At 72.2% G+C, this 19,019-nt stretch carries 9 protein-coding genes and 1 pseudogene; 7 read left to right on the top strand and 3 right to left on the bottom strand.

The features are described 5' to 3' along the window. Positions 1-217: 217 nt before the first annotated feature. From ACTWQE_RS18100 to ACTWQE_RS18085, 4 genes and pseudogenes are all read left to right on the top strand, one after another. Positions 218-3,721, top strand: a pseudogene (locus ACTWQE_RS18100) (FtsK/SpoIIIE domain-containing protein). Positions 3,722-4,188: 467 nt separating this feature from the next. Then, positions 4,189-5,637 (top strand): ABC transporter substrate-binding protein, encoded by a 1,449-nt coding sequence (locus ACTWQE_RS18095; protein ID WP_443329996.1) that lies wholly within the window; start codon positions 4,189-4,191, stop codon positions 5,635-5,637. A gap of 15 nt (positions 5,638-5,652) precedes the next feature. Continuing rightward, complete coding sequence (locus tag ACTWQE_RS18090) at positions 5,653-7,029, top strand: carbohydrate ABC transporter permease (protein WP_443329995.1); 1,377 nt, start codon at positions 5,653-5,655, stop codon at positions 7,027-7,029. Beyond that, positions 7,026-7,937 (top strand): carbohydrate ABC transporter permease, encoded by a 912-nt coding sequence (locus tag ACTWQE_RS18085; RefSeq protein ID WP_443329994.1) that lies wholly within the window; start codon positions 7,026-7,028, stop codon positions 7,935-7,937. Before ACTWQE_RS18090 ends, ACTWQE_RS18085 begins: the two co-directional genes overlap by 4 nt. Positions 7,938-7,976: 39 nt before the next feature. On the opposite strand, the gene ACTWQE_RS18080 is transcribed toward ACTWQE_RS18085, so the two are convergent. Continuing rightward, positions 7,977-9,479 carry a glycosyltransferase family 39 protein gene (locus ACTWQE_RS18080; protein ID WP_443329993.1) on the bottom strand — a complete coding sequence of 501 codons (1,503 nt, stop codon included), beginning with the start codon at positions 9,477-9,479 and terminating at the stop codon, positions 7,977-7,979. Here ACTWQE_RS18080 and ACTWQE_RS18075 point away from each other — a divergent pair. Then, positions 9,472-9,693, top strand: a complete 222-nt coding sequence (locus tag ACTWQE_RS18075; RefSeq protein WP_443329992.1) for a hypothetical protein — start codon at positions 9,472-9,474, stop codon at positions 9,691-9,693. The two genes, ACTWQE_RS18080 and ACTWQE_RS18075, sit on opposite strands and share 8 nt — an antisense overlap. A 69-nt stretch (positions 9,694-9,762) precedes the next feature. Further along, on the top strand, positions 9,763-11,562 hold the full coding sequence (locus tag ACTWQE_RS18070) for a glycosyltransferase (RefSeq protein ID WP_443329991.1): 1,800 nt from the start codon (positions 9,763-9,765) through the stop codon (positions 11,560-11,562). A 332-nt stretch (positions 11,563-11,894) separates the two neighbouring features. Here the strand turns inward: ACTWQE_RS18070 and ACTWQE_RS18065 are convergent, their stop codons facing one another. Beyond that, positions 11,895-13,070 carry a glycosyltransferase gene (locus ACTWQE_RS18065; protein WP_443330027.1) on the bottom strand — a complete coding sequence of 392 codons (1,176 nt, stop codon included), beginning with the start codon at positions 13,068-13,070 and terminating at the stop codon, positions 11,895-11,897. A gap of 80 nt (positions 13,071-13,150) precedes the next feature. After that, positions 13,151-16,051 (bottom strand): bifunctional glycosyltransferase/CDP-glycerol:glycerophosphate glycerophosphotransferase, encoded by a 2,901-nt coding sequence (locus ACTWQE_RS18060; RefSeq protein ID WP_443329990.1) that lies wholly within the window; start codon positions 16,049-16,051, stop codon positions 13,151-13,153. 787 nt (positions 16,052-16,838) lie between these two features. On the opposite strand from ACTWQE_RS18060, the gene ACTWQE_RS18055 reads away from it, so the two are divergent. Further along, positions 16,839-19,019, top strand: a 2,181-nt coding sequence (locus ACTWQE_RS18055; RefSeq protein WP_443329989.1) for a bifunctional glycosyltransferase/CDP-glycerol:glycerophosphate glycerophosphotransferase, incomplete at its 3' end; no start/stop codon positions are given.

Raw genomic sequence — 19,019 nt, 5'->3', positions numbered from 1 at the left:
TCACTTTTGCGCCGTTGACGGATCAATCAAGATCGGTTGTCGCCGGTCCGAGGGCGAAGTGTCAGTCGCAGGTGCGAGGATGCACCGAGCACGGATGCGGTGGGGAGGGGGCTCCTCACGCCGTGTGACCTGTACGTGCCGAGGTGCCCGTGCGTGGCGGGGGGAGCAGGGCGTCCCCCGGCAACGCACAGCCGGGCAGAAGGGACCGTTGACGGCGATGCAGATTCGGCTGACCGTCCTCGGGCCGCGCGGTGGCCATGCCGCGCGGGCCTGCGATGTGCTCGTCACGGCCCCGCCCGGAACCGCCCTCGCCGCCGTCGCGAGCGGACTCGCGGCCGCTGTCGCCGCGTCCTCCCCTTCCGGCGGCTCCTCCGGATCCGGCGTTTCCGGATCCGGCTCCTCCAGGGCCGGGGCCTCCCGGACGGGTGGCGGATCCGCGGCTTCCGGAGCCCCGGACTCCGCCGGGAGCTCCTCGGGACCGGTCGTGCTCTACGCGGGCACCGAGCGGCTGGACCTCCAGCGCTGCGCCCTGGGGGAGCCGCCGCTGACCGACGGCGCCGTCCTGTCACTGAGCGCCCCGGCCGAGCCCGGCCGGCACCCCGGCGTGCCACCGCTGCCGCCGTCGGACGCCTCGGTGCAGCTGGAGGTGGTCGCCGGACCCGACGCCGGCGGCGTCCATCTGCTGCACGACGGCAGGATCCGCATCGGACGGTCCGCCGAGGCGGACGTACCGCTCGACGACCCCGATGTCTAGCGGCTCCACTGCGCGGTGACGGTCGCGGACGACGGACGGGTCACGGTCGCGGACCTGGACTCGACGAACGGCACGGCGCTGGACGGGGAGCCGGTCGGCACCGTTCCGGCACCGGCCCGTCCGGGCGCGCTGCTCCGGCTCGGGGAGTCCGTCCTGCGGGTGGCCGGTGCTCCGTGGCCGTCGGCCGGCTCGCCGGCAGGTGCGGGCGGTTCCGCCGGTACGGGCGGTTCCGCGGGTTCCGGGGCGGTCGGATCCTGCGGCGCCGGCGGTGCGGGCCGTGCGGCAGGCGTTCCGCTGCCGGACGCCCTGCCGGCACAGCCCGACGGGGAGGGCCACCTCCGGGTCGCCCTCCCGGCACCACCGCCGCCCGCGGGACCGGACGACAGCACGCGGTCCGGCTCCGGCTACGGGCCCGGGGTCGTCCCCGCCGACACACCGCCGTACGGGCCGGGACGGCAGCAGGCGCAGGACCCGCGGGAGGGCACCGGCGCTCACAGCCGGCAGGCCGCCGTGCCCCCCGGCCCCGGAGGCGGGGCCGGGAGCGCCCACGGCACCGGGACCGTGGCGGGCTGGGGCTATTCCCCGTCCCTCGCCGCTCAGCCCCACACGCCGTACGAGACCCCCACGCCGTACGAGACCCACGCGGGACAGCGTGGCCTCGCCTCCGGCGCGGACGGGCTGCCGCGTCCCGTCCGGCGCGAGCGCGGCATAAGTGCCTGGGCACGGCGGCTGGCGGGCGGGCGCGGCGGCGCCCAGGCCCCGTATGCCACGGACCGTCGGGGCGCCCCCGGTGTGGCGCAGGCCTCCTCCGACGCAGGCGAGGAGCGCCGCTGGCCCGACCCCGCCGAGGTCCTGCTGACCGCGCTGGGCCCCGGTTCCCGGCTCTGGGAGCGCGGTCCGGCGCACCCGGACTCGCTGGTCGTCCGGCTCGGCACCGCCGACCGGCCCGGCGGGCCCGCGACCCCCGTCACCCTCGGTCTGCGGGAGATCGGCTCGCTCGGGATCGCGGGCCCGCGGACCCGGCTCTCCGGACTCACCCGCTCCGTGGTGGCGCAGCTGGCGGCGCTGCACTCCCCCTCGGATCTCGAGATCGTCCTGATCAGCACGGACCGGGCTCGTAGCGCGGCGGAGCGGCTGGCGGAGTGGGGCTGGCTCGGCTGGCTGCCACACCTGCGGCCCGCGCACGGCCAGGACTGCCGTCTGCTGCTCGCCCACGACCGGGACCAGGCCTCGGCCCGCACGGCCGAGCTGGTGCGGCGGCTGGACGACGGCCCGCTGGGACCGAGCTGGGTGACCGCGGACCGACGGACGATCACGGAGGCGTCGCAGCGCTACGACGGCCCCTACACCCTGGTGATCGTCGACGGTGACCCCGGTTCGGCCGCCCTGCGGGGGACGACCGCGCGGCTGGCGGCAGGCGGACCCGCGGCCGGTATCCACCTCCTCTGTCTCGCCGAGGCCCCGTCGGCCTCCCCGGCCTCCCCGCTCTCCGCGACGCTGGACGCCGCGCGCGAGGCGTCGCCGCCGTTCTCCGAGTGCGGAGCGGCGGCGCTGCTCAGCGGCGATGTCGCCACCGCGCTGCGGGTGATGCGGCTGGGCCCGGCCGGTCCCGTGAACAACGGCGTGGTCGCGACCGTGGACGCCGTGTCCTGCGCCTGGGCCGAGCGCTTCGCGCGGGCACTGGCGCCGCTGCGGGCGGCGGACGGGGGCGCGGACGGCACCCGCCGGATCGCCGCGCCCCTCCCCCGTACGGCCCGGCTGCTGGACGAGCTGGGGCTGGCGCGGGCCACCCCCGCCTCGCTGATGGCCCGGTGGGCCGCCGCCGCGGACGCAGGCGGGGCCGAGGGGGGCCGCACCTGCGCGGTGCTGGGCGCGGGTCCGCATGGACCGCTCTCCGTGGACCCCGCCACCGAGGGCCCGCACCTCCTCGTCGAGGGCGGGCCCGCCACCGGCAAGACGGAGCTGTTGCGCTCGCTGGCGGCTTCCCTGGCCGCTGCGGACCGGCCCGACCGGGTCGCGCTCGTGCTCGTCGACGGCGGCGGCGCCGAGCGCGGCGAGGGGCTGCGGGTGTGTACGGACCTGCCGCATGTCTCGACGTATCTGGCGGCCACGGACCCCGTCCGGATGCGGGCGTTCGCCCAAGCGCTCGGGACGGAGCTGAAGCGCCGGGCGGAGCTGCTCGGCGATCTGGATTTCGTCGCCTGGCACACCCAGCGGACCGTCGCGGCACGCCTGGTGGCGCCGCGGCGCCCGGGGGACGCTTCAGCCGCAGAACTCCGCGGGGACCTCGAGTCGGCGCCCAGCGGGACGTTGAAGCTGCGCGCACGGGGCGGGGGCACGGCCGCGCCCGGCGGCGACGGTCCCGAGGCGGGGAGCGGCACGGGGGGCAGGAAGGGAGCCGGGGACGGGGCGGTGCTGCCGCGGCTGCTGGTTCTCGTCGACGACTTCGACGAACTCGTGGCCCCGGGCCTGGGCAGCACGGGCCGGCCCGCGGCCGGTTCGGTGGTCCGCGCGCTGGAAACGGTCGCGCGGGAGGGAGCGAGGCTGGGCGTCCATCTGATCGCGGCGACCGGCCGGCCCGACCGTACGGCGGCGACTGCGGCCGCCACGCACGCGGGTCTGCGAATAGCCCTGGAGAAGCTGGCCGCCCGGATCGACGCTCCGGGGTCGTCCCGGCCGGAGGCGAGGGGTGAGGCGGGGGAGCCCTCGACAGGGCGCGGGAGGCTGCAGCGCGGGGACGGTTCGGTGACACCGTTCCAGGCGGGACGGGTCACCGGCCGTATTCCACGGACGGCGACGCTGCGGCCGACCGTGGTGCCCCTGGACTGGGAGCGGATGGGCGACCCGCCGACGCGCCGGCCCGTACGGGAGCTGGGCAACGGCCCGACGGACCTGGCGCTCCTGGCCAGCGCCCTGCAACGCGCGGCCCAGTCGGCCCAGGCGCCCACGGCTCCGCCTCTGCTCTGACCGGTGCTCCGACCGACTCCGACCGGTGCTCCGACCGGCGTGGGTGGAAGCCCCGCTGGGCCCCTGGGCGCCCGCCGGCCCCGCCCGGCCGAGCGGAGCGGCACACCGAGTACGCGTACGGAGAGACGGCCGGGCACGGAACGGCCCCCGGGACGGGTGCGGATACCCGGGGGCGTGTACAGGGATACGGCCGGCGCGGAATGCCGCTGCAGCGTGCGCGGAGTAGTCGGGGGCCGGGCTCGGAGCAGCCGGGGACCGCCCGGGACCGGGCCCCGGCACGGGAGCTGAGTCCTTATCACATCCCGGTCACGATCGGCGAGTTCAGGCCGAATGCGGTATTGCGGCTGCTCGCGTTCCGGGCGTAGGACTGTCGCACGGGACGCACGGAGCACCGATGGCGGCCGTCTGCGGGGTCCGCGCACGGTGGGGTTCCCCAGGGCCGGGCCCAGGGGAGGACGGGGCAGATCATGCGGACAACTCTTCGGACAGCAGGCACCAGGAGCACCGTCGGCACCCATCGGACCGCCGACGCCGGCCGTCGTACCGCTCGCGCCAGGCGCACCACCCGCGCCGCGCTGGCGGTCCTCGCCACGAGCGTGCTCGCTCTCGCCGCCGCCGGCTGTGGCGGCGACGACGGCAAGGCCAAGGGCACCGATGGTGAGGGCGGCGACGGGAAGAAGAGTGCACCGACCGTGCAACTGCCCAAGCTGGACGGCCAGAAGATCCAGGTCGCAGCCGTGTGGACCGGCGCCGAGCAGAAGAACTTCACCAAGGTGCTGGACGAGTTCGAGAAGCGCACGGGCGCCGAGGTCCGTTTCGTACCGACCGGCGACAGCATCTCGACCTTCCTCGGCACGAAGATCGAGGGCGGCGAGCCCCCGGACGTCGCGATGCTGCCGCAGGTGGGCGCGCTCAAACAGTTCGCCGACAAGGGCTGGCTCAAGCCCGTGAACGGCGAGGTCGACGCCCAGCTCGACAAGAACTTCTCGCCCGGCTGGCAGGACCTCGGCGCCCACCAGGGCAAGCAGTACGGCGTCTACTTCAAGGCCGCCAACAAGTCCCTGGTCTGGTACAACAACGCCGCGTTCGAGAACGCGGGGGTCTCCGAGCCCAAGACCTGGAAGGCGTTCCTCTCCACGGCCCGGACGGTCTCCGAGTCCGGTGTCGCACCGGTCTCGGTGGGCGGCGCGGACGGCTGGACCCTCACCGACTGGTTCGAGAACGTCTATCTCTCCCAAGCGGGCCCGGAGAAGTACGACCAGCTGGCCCAGCACAAGATCAAGTGGACCGATCCGTCCGTGAAGAAGGCACTGGAGACACTCGGCGAGCTCTTCGGCGACAAGACCCTGATCGCGGGTGGCGGGAACGGCGCGCTGCAGACCGAGTTCCCCAAGTCCGTCACCCAGACCTTCAGCGGCGGTGACACCCCGGAGGCGGCGATGGTCTTCGAGGGCGACTTCGTCTCGGTGAACATCGCCACCGACACCAAGGCCACGATCGGTAAGGACGCCAAGGTCTTCCCGTTCCCGGCCGTGGGCGACCAGTCGCCGGTCGTCAGCGCCGGCGACGTCGCCGTGGCGCTCAAGGACAGCAGGGGCGCGCAGGCGCTGCTCACCTTCCTGGCCGCCACCGACTCCGCCGAGATCTGGGCGAAGGCCGGTGGCTATCTCTCCCCGAACAAGGAGCTCGACCTCGCCGCGTACCCGAACGACGTCCAGCGCGATATCGCGAAGGCGCTCATCACGGCGGGGGACGACTTCCGCTTCGACATGTCGGACCAGGCCCCGGCGTCCTTCGGCGGCACCAAGGGCGAGGGCGAGTGGAAGGGGCTCCAGGACTTCCTGAAGAACCCCGAGGACGTGGCGGGCGCCCAGCGGAGGCTGGAGGCGGACGCCGCCAAGGCCTACCAGAGCTGACGGGTCGTCACTGATATGACGACAGCGACCGCGGGGGGTGCGGCCGCACCCGGCACGCCTCCCCCCGCCCAGCCCCGGAAGAGTCCCGGCAGGAGCCCCGGCAAGAGCGTGGCGGGTACCCGGCCGTGGGTGGCTGTCTGCTTTCTGCTGCCCGCCCTGGTGCTGCTGGGCGCGCTCGTGGTCTACCCGATCGGGTACTCGGTCGTCCGCAGTCTCTTCGACTCCACCGGCTCAGGATTCGTCGGGCTGGACAACTTCGTCGAGGTCTTCACCGACGAGGACAGCCTCACCGCGGTCCGCAACAACCTCATCTGGGTGGCCGTCGCCCCGGCCGTCTCCACCGCGCTCGGTCTGATCTACGCCGTGCTGACGGAGCGGGTCCGCTGGGGCACCGCCTTCAAGCTGATCGTCTTCATGCCGATGGCGATCTCGATGCTCGCTGCCGGGATCATCTTCCGGCTGGTGTACGAGCAGGACCCGGACCGGGGGGTGGCCAACGCGGTGTGGGTGGGCGTGCACGACACCTTCGCCGAGGCCTCCGCCTACCCGGGCGCCCGGCCCGGCCCGCGGGCGGACTTACGCCCGTCCGGCGGCGGATCGTTCACCACCACCTCGCCCGTGGCGGTGGGGACACCGGCGAATCTGCCGCTGGTCGGCGTGCCGCCCGCGAAGCTGCCCCCGGATGCCGCCGACGCCCGGCCCGCCGGCCGGGAGGCCGGGAAGGTCACGGGCACGGTGTGGCTGGACTTCACCAAGGGCGGAGGCGGCAGACCCCATGTGATCGACCCGGGGGAGAAGGCGCTGTCCGGGATCACGGTCGAGGCGGTCAGGCGCGGCACGGTGGTCGCCACGGCGACGGCGGGCGACGACGGTACGTACGCCCTGCCCGCCGAGGCCGCGGGCGCCGAACTCCGGCTGCCCGCCTCGAACTTCGCCGAGCAGTACAACGGTGTGGACTGGCTGGGCCCCTCTCTGGTCACCCCGGCGATCATCGGCTCGTACATCTGGATGTGGGCGGGCTTCGCGATGGTGCTGATCGCGGCCGGACTGGCGGGCGTACCACGGGAGTTGCTGGAGGCGGCACGGGTCGACGGCGCGAACGAGTGGCAGGTCTTCCGCAGGGTGACGGTCCCGCTCCTCGCGCCCGTGCTCGCGGTCGTCCTGGTCACTCTGATGATCAACGTGCTCAAGATCTTCGACCTGGTGTACGTCATCGCGCCCGGGGCCACGCAGAAGGACGCGAATGTCCTGGCGCTGCAGCAGTATCTGAGGTCCTTCGGCAGCGACGCCGACCAGGGCGTCGGAAACGCCATCGCCGTACTGCTGCTTCTGCTGGTGGTCCCGGTGATGGCCCTCAACATTCGCCGGATCCGGAGGGAGCGCCGCCGATGACCACGTCGACGGATGCGGTGCCCGTGCGCAAGGGCCGGGCGGCGGTGGAGAAGGCCGAGCCGTCGTTGGCCTCCCGGCTGGCGGCGCGGACCGCGGGCGGCCTGACGCAGGTCGTGCTGATCCTCGTCGCACTGTTCTGGCTGATGCCGACCGTGGGTCTGCTGATCTCCTCGCTGCGCGACTCCACCGATATCGCCACCTCCGGCTGGTGGGAGGTCTTCGGCGCCCCCGCGCAGCTGACGACGGCCAACTACGCCGACCTGCTGGGCAATGACGCGATCACCGAGTCGCTGCTGACCACGGTGGTGATCACCGTCCCGTCCACCCTGCTGGTCGTCGTCATCGGCTCGCTGGCGGGATACGCCTTCGCCTGGCTGGAGTTCCCGGGCCGGGACTGGTGGTTCCTGGTCGTGGTCGGCCTGCTGGTGGTGCCCGTCCAGGTGGCGCTGATCCCGGTCTCGAAGCTCTTCAACAGCATGGGGATCTTCGAGACGACGGCCGGTGTGGTCGTCTTCCACACCGCCTTCGGGCTGCCCTTCGCCATCTTCCTGCTGCGGAACTTCTTCGCCGAGATCCCGCGCGAGCTGCTGGAGGCAGCCCGGCTGGACGGGGCGGGCGAGGTCCGGCTGTTCACCCGGGTCGTGATGCCACTCGGCGGACCCGCGATCGCCTCGCTCGGCATCTTCCAGTTCCTGTGGGTATGGAACGACATGCTGGTCGCGCTGATCTTCGCGGACAGCGGCTCGCCGCCCATCACGGTCGCCCTGCAGCAGCAGGTGCGCCAGTTCGGCAACAACATCGATGTGCTGGCAACCGGCGCCTTCGTGTCGATGGTGATACCGCTCGCGGTGTTCTTCGCCTTCCAGCGGCAGTTCGTCACGGGCGTGATGGCGGGCGCGGTGAAGTAGGAGCCGGTGGGGGCGGCGTCACGACGAGCGCCGGCACCGTCAGTCGTGCACGAACAGATGGACGCTGCCGCCGTGCAGCCGTTCCACGCCCTCCCGGTGGAACTGGTCGGAGAGCACGTCCTGCTTGACGCGCTCCACCGCCCCGCGGAACACCCTGCGCTGGTCGGAGTCCTCCCGGTCCAGCAGCCACACCCGGTCGGCCCGCGAGAGCAGCTCCCGCACCCGGGCGGGCGGCAGTTCGGTGCCGAACAGCGTGCCCGACTTCGCCGGTGACGCCTCCAGCGCGATGTCCCGCAGCCCGGCGAAGGCCTGGGGATAGGAGATCGCCGCCTTGCGCCGGGTGCCCGCGAGGAACACCACCGCGTCGCCCGGCCTCGCCTCGTCCCGCACCAGCTGCGCGATCGGCCGCAGGTCGTCCCGTCTGCTCTCCGCCGAGCGGACATGGCGCTGTGCCTCCACCTGCCCGCCGAGCACCAGGGACACCACCAGCGCGCCCGCCAGCGGCATCGCACCCCGCCACGGCACGCGGGCACTCAGCCGGTCGATCCCGGCCGCGACGAGCAGGGACAGCCCCGGCAGCGCGTACAGCACGTACCGCACGTCGTAGAGCGGATACACCTGTGACACCGCGATGAGCAGGGCGGGGGGAACGAGCAGCAGCGGCAGCGCCACCGTCCCCAGCGAGAGCGGTGACACCCCGAAGGCCGGCCGCCGGGGCAGGAACAGCGCTGCCGCCGCGAGCAGCAGGGTCACACAGGCGATCCACCCGGACGGCCCCGAGAAGGACCGTACGAGGCGGACCACCGCGTCCCAGCCCGGCTCGGTGATCCAGGAGATCGCCTCCGTCTGGTCACGGGCCATCCACAGGACCGGTGCCAGGACGACCACCGTGACGGCCGCCGACACGCCCCAGTACCTCCAGGTGCGGGCGGTGCTCCGCGCGGCGAGCAGGACGACCGCGTGCGCGGCCAGCAGAAGGAGAACGAAGGCGTGCAGCAGCACGGTCACCGCGGTGACCAGGGCGTACAGCAGCCACCAGCGGGGATTCCCGCTTGCGCAGCCTCGGACCAGGAGGTACGTGGCGGTGACCGCACCCGCCACGACCAGCGCGTACGACCGCCCCTCCTGGGCGTACAGGCTCACCACCGGTACGACCGCGAACAGCATGCCGGCCATCAGGCCCACCCGGGGGCCGGCCAGCCGGGCGCCGATCCCCGCGACGACGGCCGCGGCACAGCTCATCGCCAGAACGGAAGGGAGCCGCAGCATCACCTCGTCCGCGCGCAGCTCGAGTACGACGTGCATGAGCAGGTAATAGAGGCCGTGCACCGCGTCGAGGTTCTGGAGCAGGTGCCAGAGCTCGGCCGGGGTCCGGCGGGCCGCGGTCCAGGTGGCGGCCTCATCCCCCCACATCCCGCGGAGATTCAGATCCCACAGCCCCAGGGCGGCCATCGTGACCGCCGGGATCAGCCAGGTCGCGACGGGGGTCCGGCGCGTCAGGGAGACGGGCCGGAGGGGAATCCGCATCTCGGTGGTGACCATCGACAAGCTCCTGTTCATCGCACTGTCCCGTCTGTGGTTCGGCACCGACCGCACCTCTCTTGATCCGCCGTCCGGCCACCGTGTGAGCCGTCGCGCCGGGCCTCCGGCTGCGCCGTGCGTACGGGGTGACCGTGCCGCCGCGTACGCCCGCGGCGGAGACCTCGGTGCGCGTACCGCGATTTTTCTTGGTTTGATAAGAAAAAGCGCAGATTGATCGCCCATCACCCGGTCAAGAACGCTCGGGAGACGCAACCCCTGTCATCGAAAGGGACGCTCTTCGCACATGGCAGCAACGCACCGAATGTCGTCCGCGGCGCGGATCAGCGTCATCGTGATCGGCTACAACGACGCCGAGCACATCGCGCACGCGGTGCTGTCCGCCTTGCGCCAAGGCGTGGCCGTCGCCGAGGTGGTGGTGGTCGACGACGCCTCCACCGACACCACGGCCGACGTCCTGGACCACCTGGCCGCCCGCTACCGCCGGGTACGCGTCGTACGCCGCCGCGCCAACAGCGGAGGTTGCGGCACACCGCGCAACGACGGTCTGCGCCATGCCACCGCCCCGTACGTGATGTTCCTCGACAGTGACGACGCTCTGCCGCCCGGCGCCGCCGACGCGCTGCTCTCCGCCGCCGTACGCCATGGCGCACAGGTCGTCGCGGGCGCATGCGTACGCCGGGAGCTGCCCGAGCACCGCGATGTCCCCTGGCAGCGCGCCCTCTTCCGCACGGAGGTGGTGCACGAGTCGCCTGCCGAGCGGCCCCGTCTGGTGCGCGACACCCTGTGCGTCAACAAGCTCTATGAACGCTCCTTTCTGACGGCTCACGGCATCGCGTTCCCCGAGGGCGCCTTCCCCTACGAGGACTTCGTGTTCACCGCCCGGGTGCTCGCCGCCTCGCCCCGGGTCGCACTGATACCCGAGACCGTCTACCACTGGCATGTGCGCCGCTCGGCCGCCCGCCCCTCCATCTCCCTCGACCGCGGCGGGGTGGAGAACTGGCGCAGCCGTCTGGAGGCCCACCGCCGCGCCGTCGAGATCTTCGAGGAGGCCGGGCAGAAGCGGCTGGCACACGAGGCCCGGGTCAAGTTCCTCGACCACGATCTGCGGATGTACGTCCGCGAGTTGGGCACCCGCGGAAACGGCCACCGCGCCGAGTGGTGGCGGCTCACCCGTGAGCACCTCGCCTCCTTCGACGAGTCCGAACTCCTGGCCGCCCGCGCCCCCGCCCGCTGGCTCGCCCGTGTCGTATCCGCGGCCGAGGGCCTGCGCGATCTCGAACGGCTGACCGAGCTCGCCAACCGCCCGGCCCGGTTGCTGCCGCCGTACGCGCGCGTGGCCGGGCGTCCGGTCTGGTCCACGGACCTGCCCGAGGTGGTCCTCGACAGGGTCGACAGCAAGCCCCTGCACCGGCTGCCGGTCAGTATCGACGCCGAACCCGGCATCGGCGGGCGCCCCGGGGTGCTGCGGATCAGGGTGCACGAGATGTACGGGCGGCTGGCCGCCGCCGGCCCCGAGTCCCTGGACATCGAGCTGCGGCACCGCCGGGACGGCCGCCTGGGCCTGGCCAGGGACGCCGTGCTCAACCCGGAACCCGGCCCGGGCCCCGGCCGTGCGGAACCCGGCCTTGAAAGGGTGCCCGACGACAGGCCCCAGGGCGGCGGCGGGCACAGCCCGGAGCTCGCCCGGGACGGCCCGGCAGGCGCGCCAGGCCCGGTAGACCCGGCAGATCCAGCAGGCCCGGTAGACCCGGCAGACGCGTCAGAGCCGGCAGGATCGGCAGGCCCGGCATCCTGGACCGCCGACGTGCTGCTGGACCTGGACGCCCTGGCGTCCCGCGGCGGAGACGGACTCGACGTCTGGGACATACGGGCCCGGCTCCACTGCGCGGAGCGGACGGTTCCTCGCTGTACACCGGCGTCCGCGCCACCGGACCCGGACTTCGGCGTAGGGCCGTCCCGAGCCTCCGCCGTGGCGTCCTGCTGGTCCAGCCGTACGCCACGTCGGGCGGGTCGCTGGCCGTACGCATCGCCCCGGGTCCGAGGGCTGCGGCGGCCGTTGCGGCCCGTAGGGTGCGTCGGCTGATCGGTCGCGGGTGAGCCCCGCCGGCCGGCCCGCGGACCCGTGCCGACGAGCGCTCACCACCACCGGCCGATGAGGGCCCGACCCACCGGCCGACGCGCACCCGGCCACGACCGACGACCGAAGTCCGCCGACCGGGGAGGGCAAGCGGCCTCCGACGCCCGGAGCCACGCCGTGGTCGGGCAGCGGCGCGAGGGGGTGCAGGCCCGCCCGCCGGAGCACGTGCCTCCGCCAGGCGCCGCGGGTGCACGGCGGACCTGCCGCCGGATCACGCGGCGGCGCGGAACCGCGGGGCGGCGGGGCGGCGGGGCGGCGGGGCGGCGGGAACCGCGGGCTCAGCGCTCCAGGAAGGCGAACAGTTCCTCCCACCGCCGGACGACCTCGTCCGTCGAGAAGCGTCGTACGTTCACCCGCGCCGCCTCGCCCATCCGGTCGCGCAGCGCCCGGTCCGACATCAACGTGTCCAGGCGGCGGGCGAGTTCGCTCGTATTGCCGGGGGTGGCCAGCAGCCCGTCCTCTCCGTCGCGGATGATCTCGCGGACGCCGGGTGCGCAGTCGAAGGCCGCGCACGGCACCGCGGCGGCCATGGCCTCCATCAGCGTGAGCGGAAAGCCCTCGCCGCGCGAGGACTGGACGAAGACCGAGCCGCCGCGCAGCACGCCCGGTACGTCGTCCGTGCGGCCCATCCACTCCACCGAGCCGTCCAGGCCGAGGGCCGTGCACTGCTCGCGCAGCATCTCCTCGTCCTCGCCCGAGCCGTAGATCCGCAGCGTCCAGTCGGGGTGCAGCGGCGCGACCTGGGACCAGGTGTCGAGGAGCATGTCGATGCCCTTCTGGTCCATCAGCCGGCCGATGCTGGTCACCACCTTCCCGGTCCGCCGCGAGGGCTCCTCGGGCATGAAGGGCAACGGGTTCGGCATGAAGCCGGTGTTGTCGAGCCCCTGCCGGATCCACAGGTCGGCGTCCTCCTGGGTGAGGACCAGCATGCGGTCGACGTCCCGGTAGAACTGCTTCACGCGGCGGAAGCGGGAGCTGCTACGGGAGTAGTCGTAGGACTCGTGGCTCATACCGATGACCGTCGCCCCCGCGGTGTCCGCGAGAGCCACCCACTCCATCGCCCAGACCTGGGTGACGATGACGACGGCGCCGGGGCGGGCGGCCCGGAACAGCGCGCTGAGCCTGGCTGCCTGTTCCCGCATCCCTGCCGCGCGGGCCTTGCGGCGGCGGTGCTCGACGAGGTCGAACCTGTAGCCGAGGCCGCGCGCGGGGCGGACCGCCGGGGGGCGCGTGTCGTACAGCGTGGTCACGGGGTACGGCAGGTCGCCGCCGAGGTCCTGCCGGATCTCCGGGTCCTCGGGGTGGGCGATGCCGATGAGGTGCACCCGGTGGCCGCGCTCGGTGAAGAGCCGGGCCATCTGATGCGACCAGCTGGTGACCCCGCCCAGCTCGTCGATGCTGTTCGAGACGGAGAAGATGTCGCGACCGCCGCCGTCGGGCCCGCGCTGCTGCACCGTCCCCGTCCGCGGTTCCGTCCCCGTCCCCGTCCGTTGTTCCGCCCCCCGCCGCCGCTCGGTCGTCTGCCGCTGCTCGGTCACGTGCCGCTCCCGGGAGTGAAGAAGGTGTCCACGATTCGGCGGGCGGCGTCGCCCCGGTCGTACTCGCCGAACTCGGCGACGAAGCGGCGGCGGGCCTCCGCGTACTCGGTGTCGGCCGACTTCAGATCCGCGATCGCGGCGAAGAGCTCCTCCTGGTCCATGGCCACCGCGCCCGGCGCCTTCTCCAGCAGGTCGAAGTAGGTGCCGCGGGTCTCCCCCGCGTACTCCTCGTAGTCGAAGGCGAAGAAGATCATCGGCCGGTCGAGGAGCGCGTAGTCGAACAGCACGGAGGAGTAATCCGTGATCAGTCCGTCGGCGAGAGCGAGCAGCGGGGTGACGTCGTGCTGGCCGGTGACGTCGATGACGGTGCCGCGCACGGACGGCGGCAGCACGACATGGTTCAGATAGTGGGGCCGGACCAGCAGGGTGTACCGGTCACCGAAGCGGCGGGCGAACTCCTCCACATCGAAGGGCATCTCGAACCCGCGGACCCGCCCGCCGGTGCCAGTGCGGAACGTCGGTGCGTACAGCAGCACGTGCCGGTCTGCCGGAAGCCCCAGCTCCACGGCGAGGTCGGCGAACGGGCCGCGCTCGCGCACCCCGGACTCCTCCTCCCGGCGGCGGGCGGCGACCAGGGAGTCGTTGCGCGGATAGCCGGTGCGCAGCAGCACGCCGCCCTTCAGCCGGTAGGCGCGGGCCAGGGTGCGGACGTCGTGCTCCGAGCGCACCAGGAAGTGGTCGAAGCGGTCCACCACCTGCTGATACGCCTCCTGGTCCGGGCGGCTGAGCAGCTTGTAGCGAGGCTCGTCGAAGCCCATCCGTTTGAGCGCGGAGCCGTGCCAGGTCTGGATGTAGGTGGTCTCCGGGCGCTTGGTGAGCTTCAGCGGAAAGCCCTGGTTGTCGATCCAGAACTCCGCCTGGGCCAGGGCCCGCAGATACGGCCAGCTCCAGCGGCGTACGAGTGTGGCGTCGGCCGGGAAGCCCTCGGCCCTCCCCCCGGCGTAGGACCAGACGGGCTCGAACTCCACGCCCCGGCGGCGCAACTCCTCGTAGATCGCCCGGGGGCTGTCGCTGTACTGCTTGCCCAGGTGGCTCTCGAAGACGACCAGTCCCTTGCGGACGGGCAGGATCCGCAGCGCCCGGTGGTACGTACGGATCTTGGTGTCACCGGAGTTGAGGGTCCGCCTGACCTTGCGGGCCTTGCGCACACCGGCCTTGGCGAGGCCTCCGGCCGGGCCCGCGATGGCGCCGTCGACGACCTCACGCGCCCGGATCGCCGCTCGCCCCCGGGCGATCAGCTGGAAGGCCAGATGGCCGCGCTTGGAGATCGTGGGCTCCAGACGGTCGGCGACGAGCCGGCTCAGCCTGGGCCGTACGTGCAGGGGTCGGGCCTGGTCGAGGGCCAGTCCGTCGGCGCTGAGCCGGGTCCTCAGCCGCTCGCCGTCGACCCGGAGGAGCAGCCGTACGTCCCACACCTGGTCGATCACCCCGACCGGGCGGAGCCTGCGGGCCAGGTCGGCCTGAGCGGTCCAGTCCAGGGAGTCGCCGGTGTGCCGCAGCGTCTCGAGCGGGAAGTGGAAGGTCTGCAGGCTGCGGCGGCGGGCCCGGAACTCCAGCTGTCCGCTCACCCGCGAGTCGCGCGAGATCCGGCCGAGCGGGTTGACGACGCTGCCGGAGAGGCGGACGGTGCCGTGGCCGTCGTCGGCGTAACCGGTGAGCCGGTTGCGCAGGAACATCTTCCCCAGGGCGCGCATGTGGTAGCCGACGTCGGTGACATCGAGGAGGCGTCGGGCCTCGGGGTCGTCCAGGTGATCGGCGCACCAGTAGATCCGGCCGTCGCGCTCGGCGAGCGGCGAGGAGATCTTGTCGGGGTTCATCAGGGTGTCGGCGGCGGGAAGGAGGTTGTCCCAGTCCTCGCGGGCGAGGAGGTAGGCGCAGATGGCCTGGATGGGCTGCACCTCGTCGTACGCCTTCGGGTCCAGTTCCGCGAGATAGGCGTTCGCGAGCCCGGCGAACCGGTGGCGGTACTCCTGGTCGAGCAGCGGCAGGTCCCGCAGATGCAGGACCAGGTCGTGCTTGAGGAACTTCACATCCTTGTGGAACTTCAGACCGGGCAGCCGCCGCTGGCCCAGCAGAGCGTCGATACGGCGGTGGATCTCCACACGGTGCGCGAAGTTGGCGATCTCGTGCCGGCGGTTGCTGATGGACTTGGCGCCGGTCTTCTCCACGACGTTCCAGAAGTAGACCCGGTTGGGGATGAGGGCGATGCGCCGGGCGGCGAGATAGGCCTGGGCGGAGAAGAGCAGGTCCTCGTAGTGGATGCCGACGGGGAAGAGCAGATTGCTCTCCAGCAGGAAGTCGCGGCGGTAGCACTTGTTGGTCGAGAGGGTGTCGAAGACCAGGAGGTCGGGGAGTTCGGAGACCGATTCGAGGGTCCGGCTGCGGGAGTAGAGCCAGGGGTACCAGTCGACGGTCTTGCCGTGGCGGCTGTCGACATGGACACGGACACAGAGACCGGAGACGAGGTCGGCGCCGGTGCGTTCGGCCGCGTCCAGCATGTTGCGGCAGGCGTTGCGCTCCAGCTCGTCGTCGCTGTCGAGGAACATCACATAGCGGCCGCGGGTCTCGGCGACGCCACGGTTGCGGGGCGCGCCGCACCCGCCGCTGTTGCGGGACAGCCGGAAGGCCCCGACCCGGCCGGGGTGGGCGGCGGCGAGCTCCTGGGCGGTCTCGTACGAGCCGTCGGTGCTGCAGTCGTCGACGATCACGACCTCGACGGAGCGCAGGGTCTGGCCGAGGACCGAGTGGACGGCGGTGGGGAGCCGGTCCGCGTCGTTGTAGACGATCACGACCACGGACACATCGGGTGCCGGCCTCTGGTTCTCGGTCGTATTCATCCGCCCCTCCAGGCAACCAACAGCTCTCCAGCGACATCATAGTAATTACCGGGGAATACCCGATGATGAACCACAAGGAGGGACAAAAGCCATGAGCCCGGTCGTGTGAAGCCACCGCGGAAGGACACCGCAGGCAAGCGGAAGGACACCCGGAGACAAGCGGACAAGGGGTCGCGATCCCGGCCGGGACCTCCTTTGCCACCGCCGCCGCCTCGGAGTGCCCTGTCCTGATACGGCATCGGACCACCCCCTCCGCACCGGCGCGGCGCTCCCCGCGCTCATCACGGCGGCGATGACCGGCGGCGACGCCACCCTTGCCGCCGGGGGCGTTCTCCGGCAGGGGGCATGGAACCCGGCTCCGGCAGGGGTGCCGCGCTGCGCCGCGAGGGCCCCGGCTCGCGGCCCTCGGCTGCGGCGGCACGCCCGCGCCCCCTCGCTCCACCGCCCGCCGGACGGGTCGTACCGGACGCGGCCCGCCGGCCGGACGGACGGGTAGAGCCGCATCCCGGCCCACCCGCACGGGGCGGCGTCCCCGCTCCACCGGCCGGACGAGTGGGACCGCATCGCGGTCCACTCATACGCAACGGCGTCCACGGCTTCGGCTCCGACTCGGCCTCCGCACACCCGCCGGGGGGCAGCCGCCCGCGATCGCAGCGGAGCTGAAAGTTTTTCATGAACACAAGGGCAACTAACCGGCAATCCCGATAGTCAAGATAGCGAAACCTCACATGTCATGAATGATCAACTCTGGTCAATATCCGCTTCTTTACGAGGAGTAGCACCCCACATGCTCACGACTGGCCGCTCCGGCGCTCCGCGCTTCAGCATCGTCGTCCCGGTGTACAAGGTGCAGGGTTACCTGCGTGAGTGCCTCGACTCGGTCCTCGCCCAGAGCTTCACGGATTTCGAGGTCATCGCCGTGGACGACCGCTCCCCGGACGCGAGTGGTCCGATCCTGGACGAGTACGCCGCCCGTGACGACCGGGTCGTGGTGATCCACCGCGAGCACAACGGCGGTATAGGCCAGGCCCGCAACACCGGTGTGGAGCGGGCCAGAGGTGACTATCTGCTCTTCCTCGACAGCGACGACACCTTCACGCCGGACGCGCTGGAAGCCATGGCCCGGCGCCTGGGCGAGACCGGCGACCCGGAGATCCTGCTCTTCGACCACGTACGGACGTACTGGTGGGACAAGCGGCAGCCGAGCGCCACCGCCGAACTGCTCGCCGAGGCAGGCGAGGAGGTCTTCCGGCCCGCGGACCGCACCGAGTTCTTCAGGATGTTCGCGGTGGTCTGGAACCGGGCCTTCCGGCGGGACTTCTTCACCGGCAACGGCTTCCGCTACACGGACGGCCTCTACGAGGACGCCCTGATGGTCTACACGACCATGCTGACCGCCGAGCGCGTCGCCTGCCTGCCCCATGTGTGCGTGGAGTACCGGCAGCGCCGCCAGGGCAACTCCATGCAGACCCCCGGCCGTAAGCACTTCACCATCTTCGAGCAGTACCAGCGGTTGTTCGACTTCCTGGACTCCCGGCCCGACCTGGACCGGCTCCGGCCCATGATGTTCGAACGCATGGTGAGCCACTTCCTGTTCACCTTCGCCCGCACCAGCCGCGTCGTACCCGCCGACCGGCCGGAGTTCTTCCGGCGCGCGGCCGCGATGTACCGGCGCCATCAGCCCGTCGGCTTCGTACCGCCGGCAGGTCTGCTGGGCACCAAGTTCCAGGCGCTCGGCCGCGGTTCGTACTCCTCCTTCCAGGCGCTGAAGCTGGTCAACAAGACCCGGGTGACCGTCCGCGGCGGTCTGAAGAAGGCCCGGCGTACGGTCGGGCGGCGCGCCTTCTCCGGCCTGTACCAGATGCACAGCAAGCGGCCCCTCGACCCGCACCTCGCCGTCTACGCCGCGTACTGGAACCGGGGGGTCGCCTGCAATCCTGCGGCGATCTACCACAAGGCGGCCGAACTGGCACCGCGGATCCACGGCGTATGGGTGGTCCGTAAGGGCCTGGAGGACACCGTCCCCGCGGGCGTGGACCATGTGGTGGCCGGCTCGCCCCGCTACTGGGAGGTCATGGCCCGCGCGACCTACTTCGTCAACAACGTCAACTTCCCCGACGACATCGTCAAACGCCCCGGGCAGATCCATCTGCAGACCCACCACGGCACCCCGCTGAAGCGGATGGGCATCGAGCAGCAGCGCTACCCTGCCGCCGCGAAGGGCATGAGCTTCCGCAAGCTGTTGGAGCGCGCCGACCGCTGGGACTTCAGCGTCTCCTCCAACCAGCACTCCACCGAGAACTGGGAGCGGGTCTACCCCTGCTCCTTCGAGTCGGTCGACGCCGGATACCCGCGCAACGACGTCTTCTTCACCGCCACCGCCGCCGACGTTCTGGCCGCCCGCGAACGACTGGGCATACCCCCCGGGAAGACCGCGGTGCTCTACGCGCCCACCGTCCGCGACTACCAGGCGGGCTTTGTGCCCCGGATGGATCTGGAGAAGGTCACCCGCGGGCTCGGGCCCGATGTCGTCCTGCTGGTGCGCACGCACTACTTCTACGGCGAGGACACCGCCCTCCAGCGGCTGGAGCGGCAGGGCGCACTGATCGACGTCTCGCGCCATCCCGTCGTCGAGGAGCTGTGCCTGGCCGCGGACGCCCTGATCACCGACTACTCCTCGATCATGTTCGACTACGCCTGCCTGGACCGGCCGATCATCACCTACGCCGACGACTGGGACGTCTATGTGAAGTCCCGCGGGGTCACCTTCGATCTGCTCTCCGGCCGGCCCGGCGAGACGCCCGGAGCGGTGGCCGCCGACGAGGACGAACTCATCGAGGTCTTCCGCGGCGGCGCCTGGGACGGCGAGCCCGCCGCGGCCCTCCGCACGGCGTTCCGTGAGCGCTTCTGCCAGTACGACGACGGGCACGCCGCCGAGCGTGTCGTACGCCGGGTCTTCCTCGGCGAG

The organism is Streptomyces sp. 8N706, assembly GCF_052245415.1.
Lineage (GTDB): Bacteria > Actinomycetota > Actinomycetes > Streptomycetales > Streptomycetaceae > Streptomyces.
This window is presented reverse-complemented; position numbering and strand designations above follow the sequence as displayed.

Excerpts from the sequence above, each read along its gene's own strand:
- ACTWQE_RS18070 (WP_443329991.1), top strand. The coding sequence starts at position 9,763 with ATGGCAGCAACGCACCGAATGTCGTCCGCGGCGCGGATCAGCGTCATC.
- ACTWQE_RS18085 (WP_443329994.1), top strand. The coding sequence starts at position 7,026 with ATGACCACGTCGACGGATGCGGTGCCCGTGCGCAAGGGCCGGGCGGCG.
- ACTWQE_RS18080 (WP_443329993.1), bottom strand. The coding sequence starts at position 9,479 with ATGGTCACCACCGAGATGCGGATTCCCCTCCGGCCCGTCTCCCTGACG.
- ACTWQE_RS18060 (WP_443329990.1), bottom strand. The coding sequence starts at position 16,051 with ATGAATACGACCGAGAACCAGAGGCCGGCACCCGATGTGTCCGTGGTC.
- ACTWQE_RS18090 (WP_443329995.1), top strand. The coding sequence starts at position 5,653 with ATGACGACAGCGACCGCGGGGGGTGCGGCCGCACCCGGCACGCCTCCC.
- ACTWQE_RS18095 (WP_443329996.1), top strand. The coding sequence starts at position 4,189 with ATGCGGACAACTCTTCGGACAGCAGGCACCAGGAGCACCGTCGGCACC.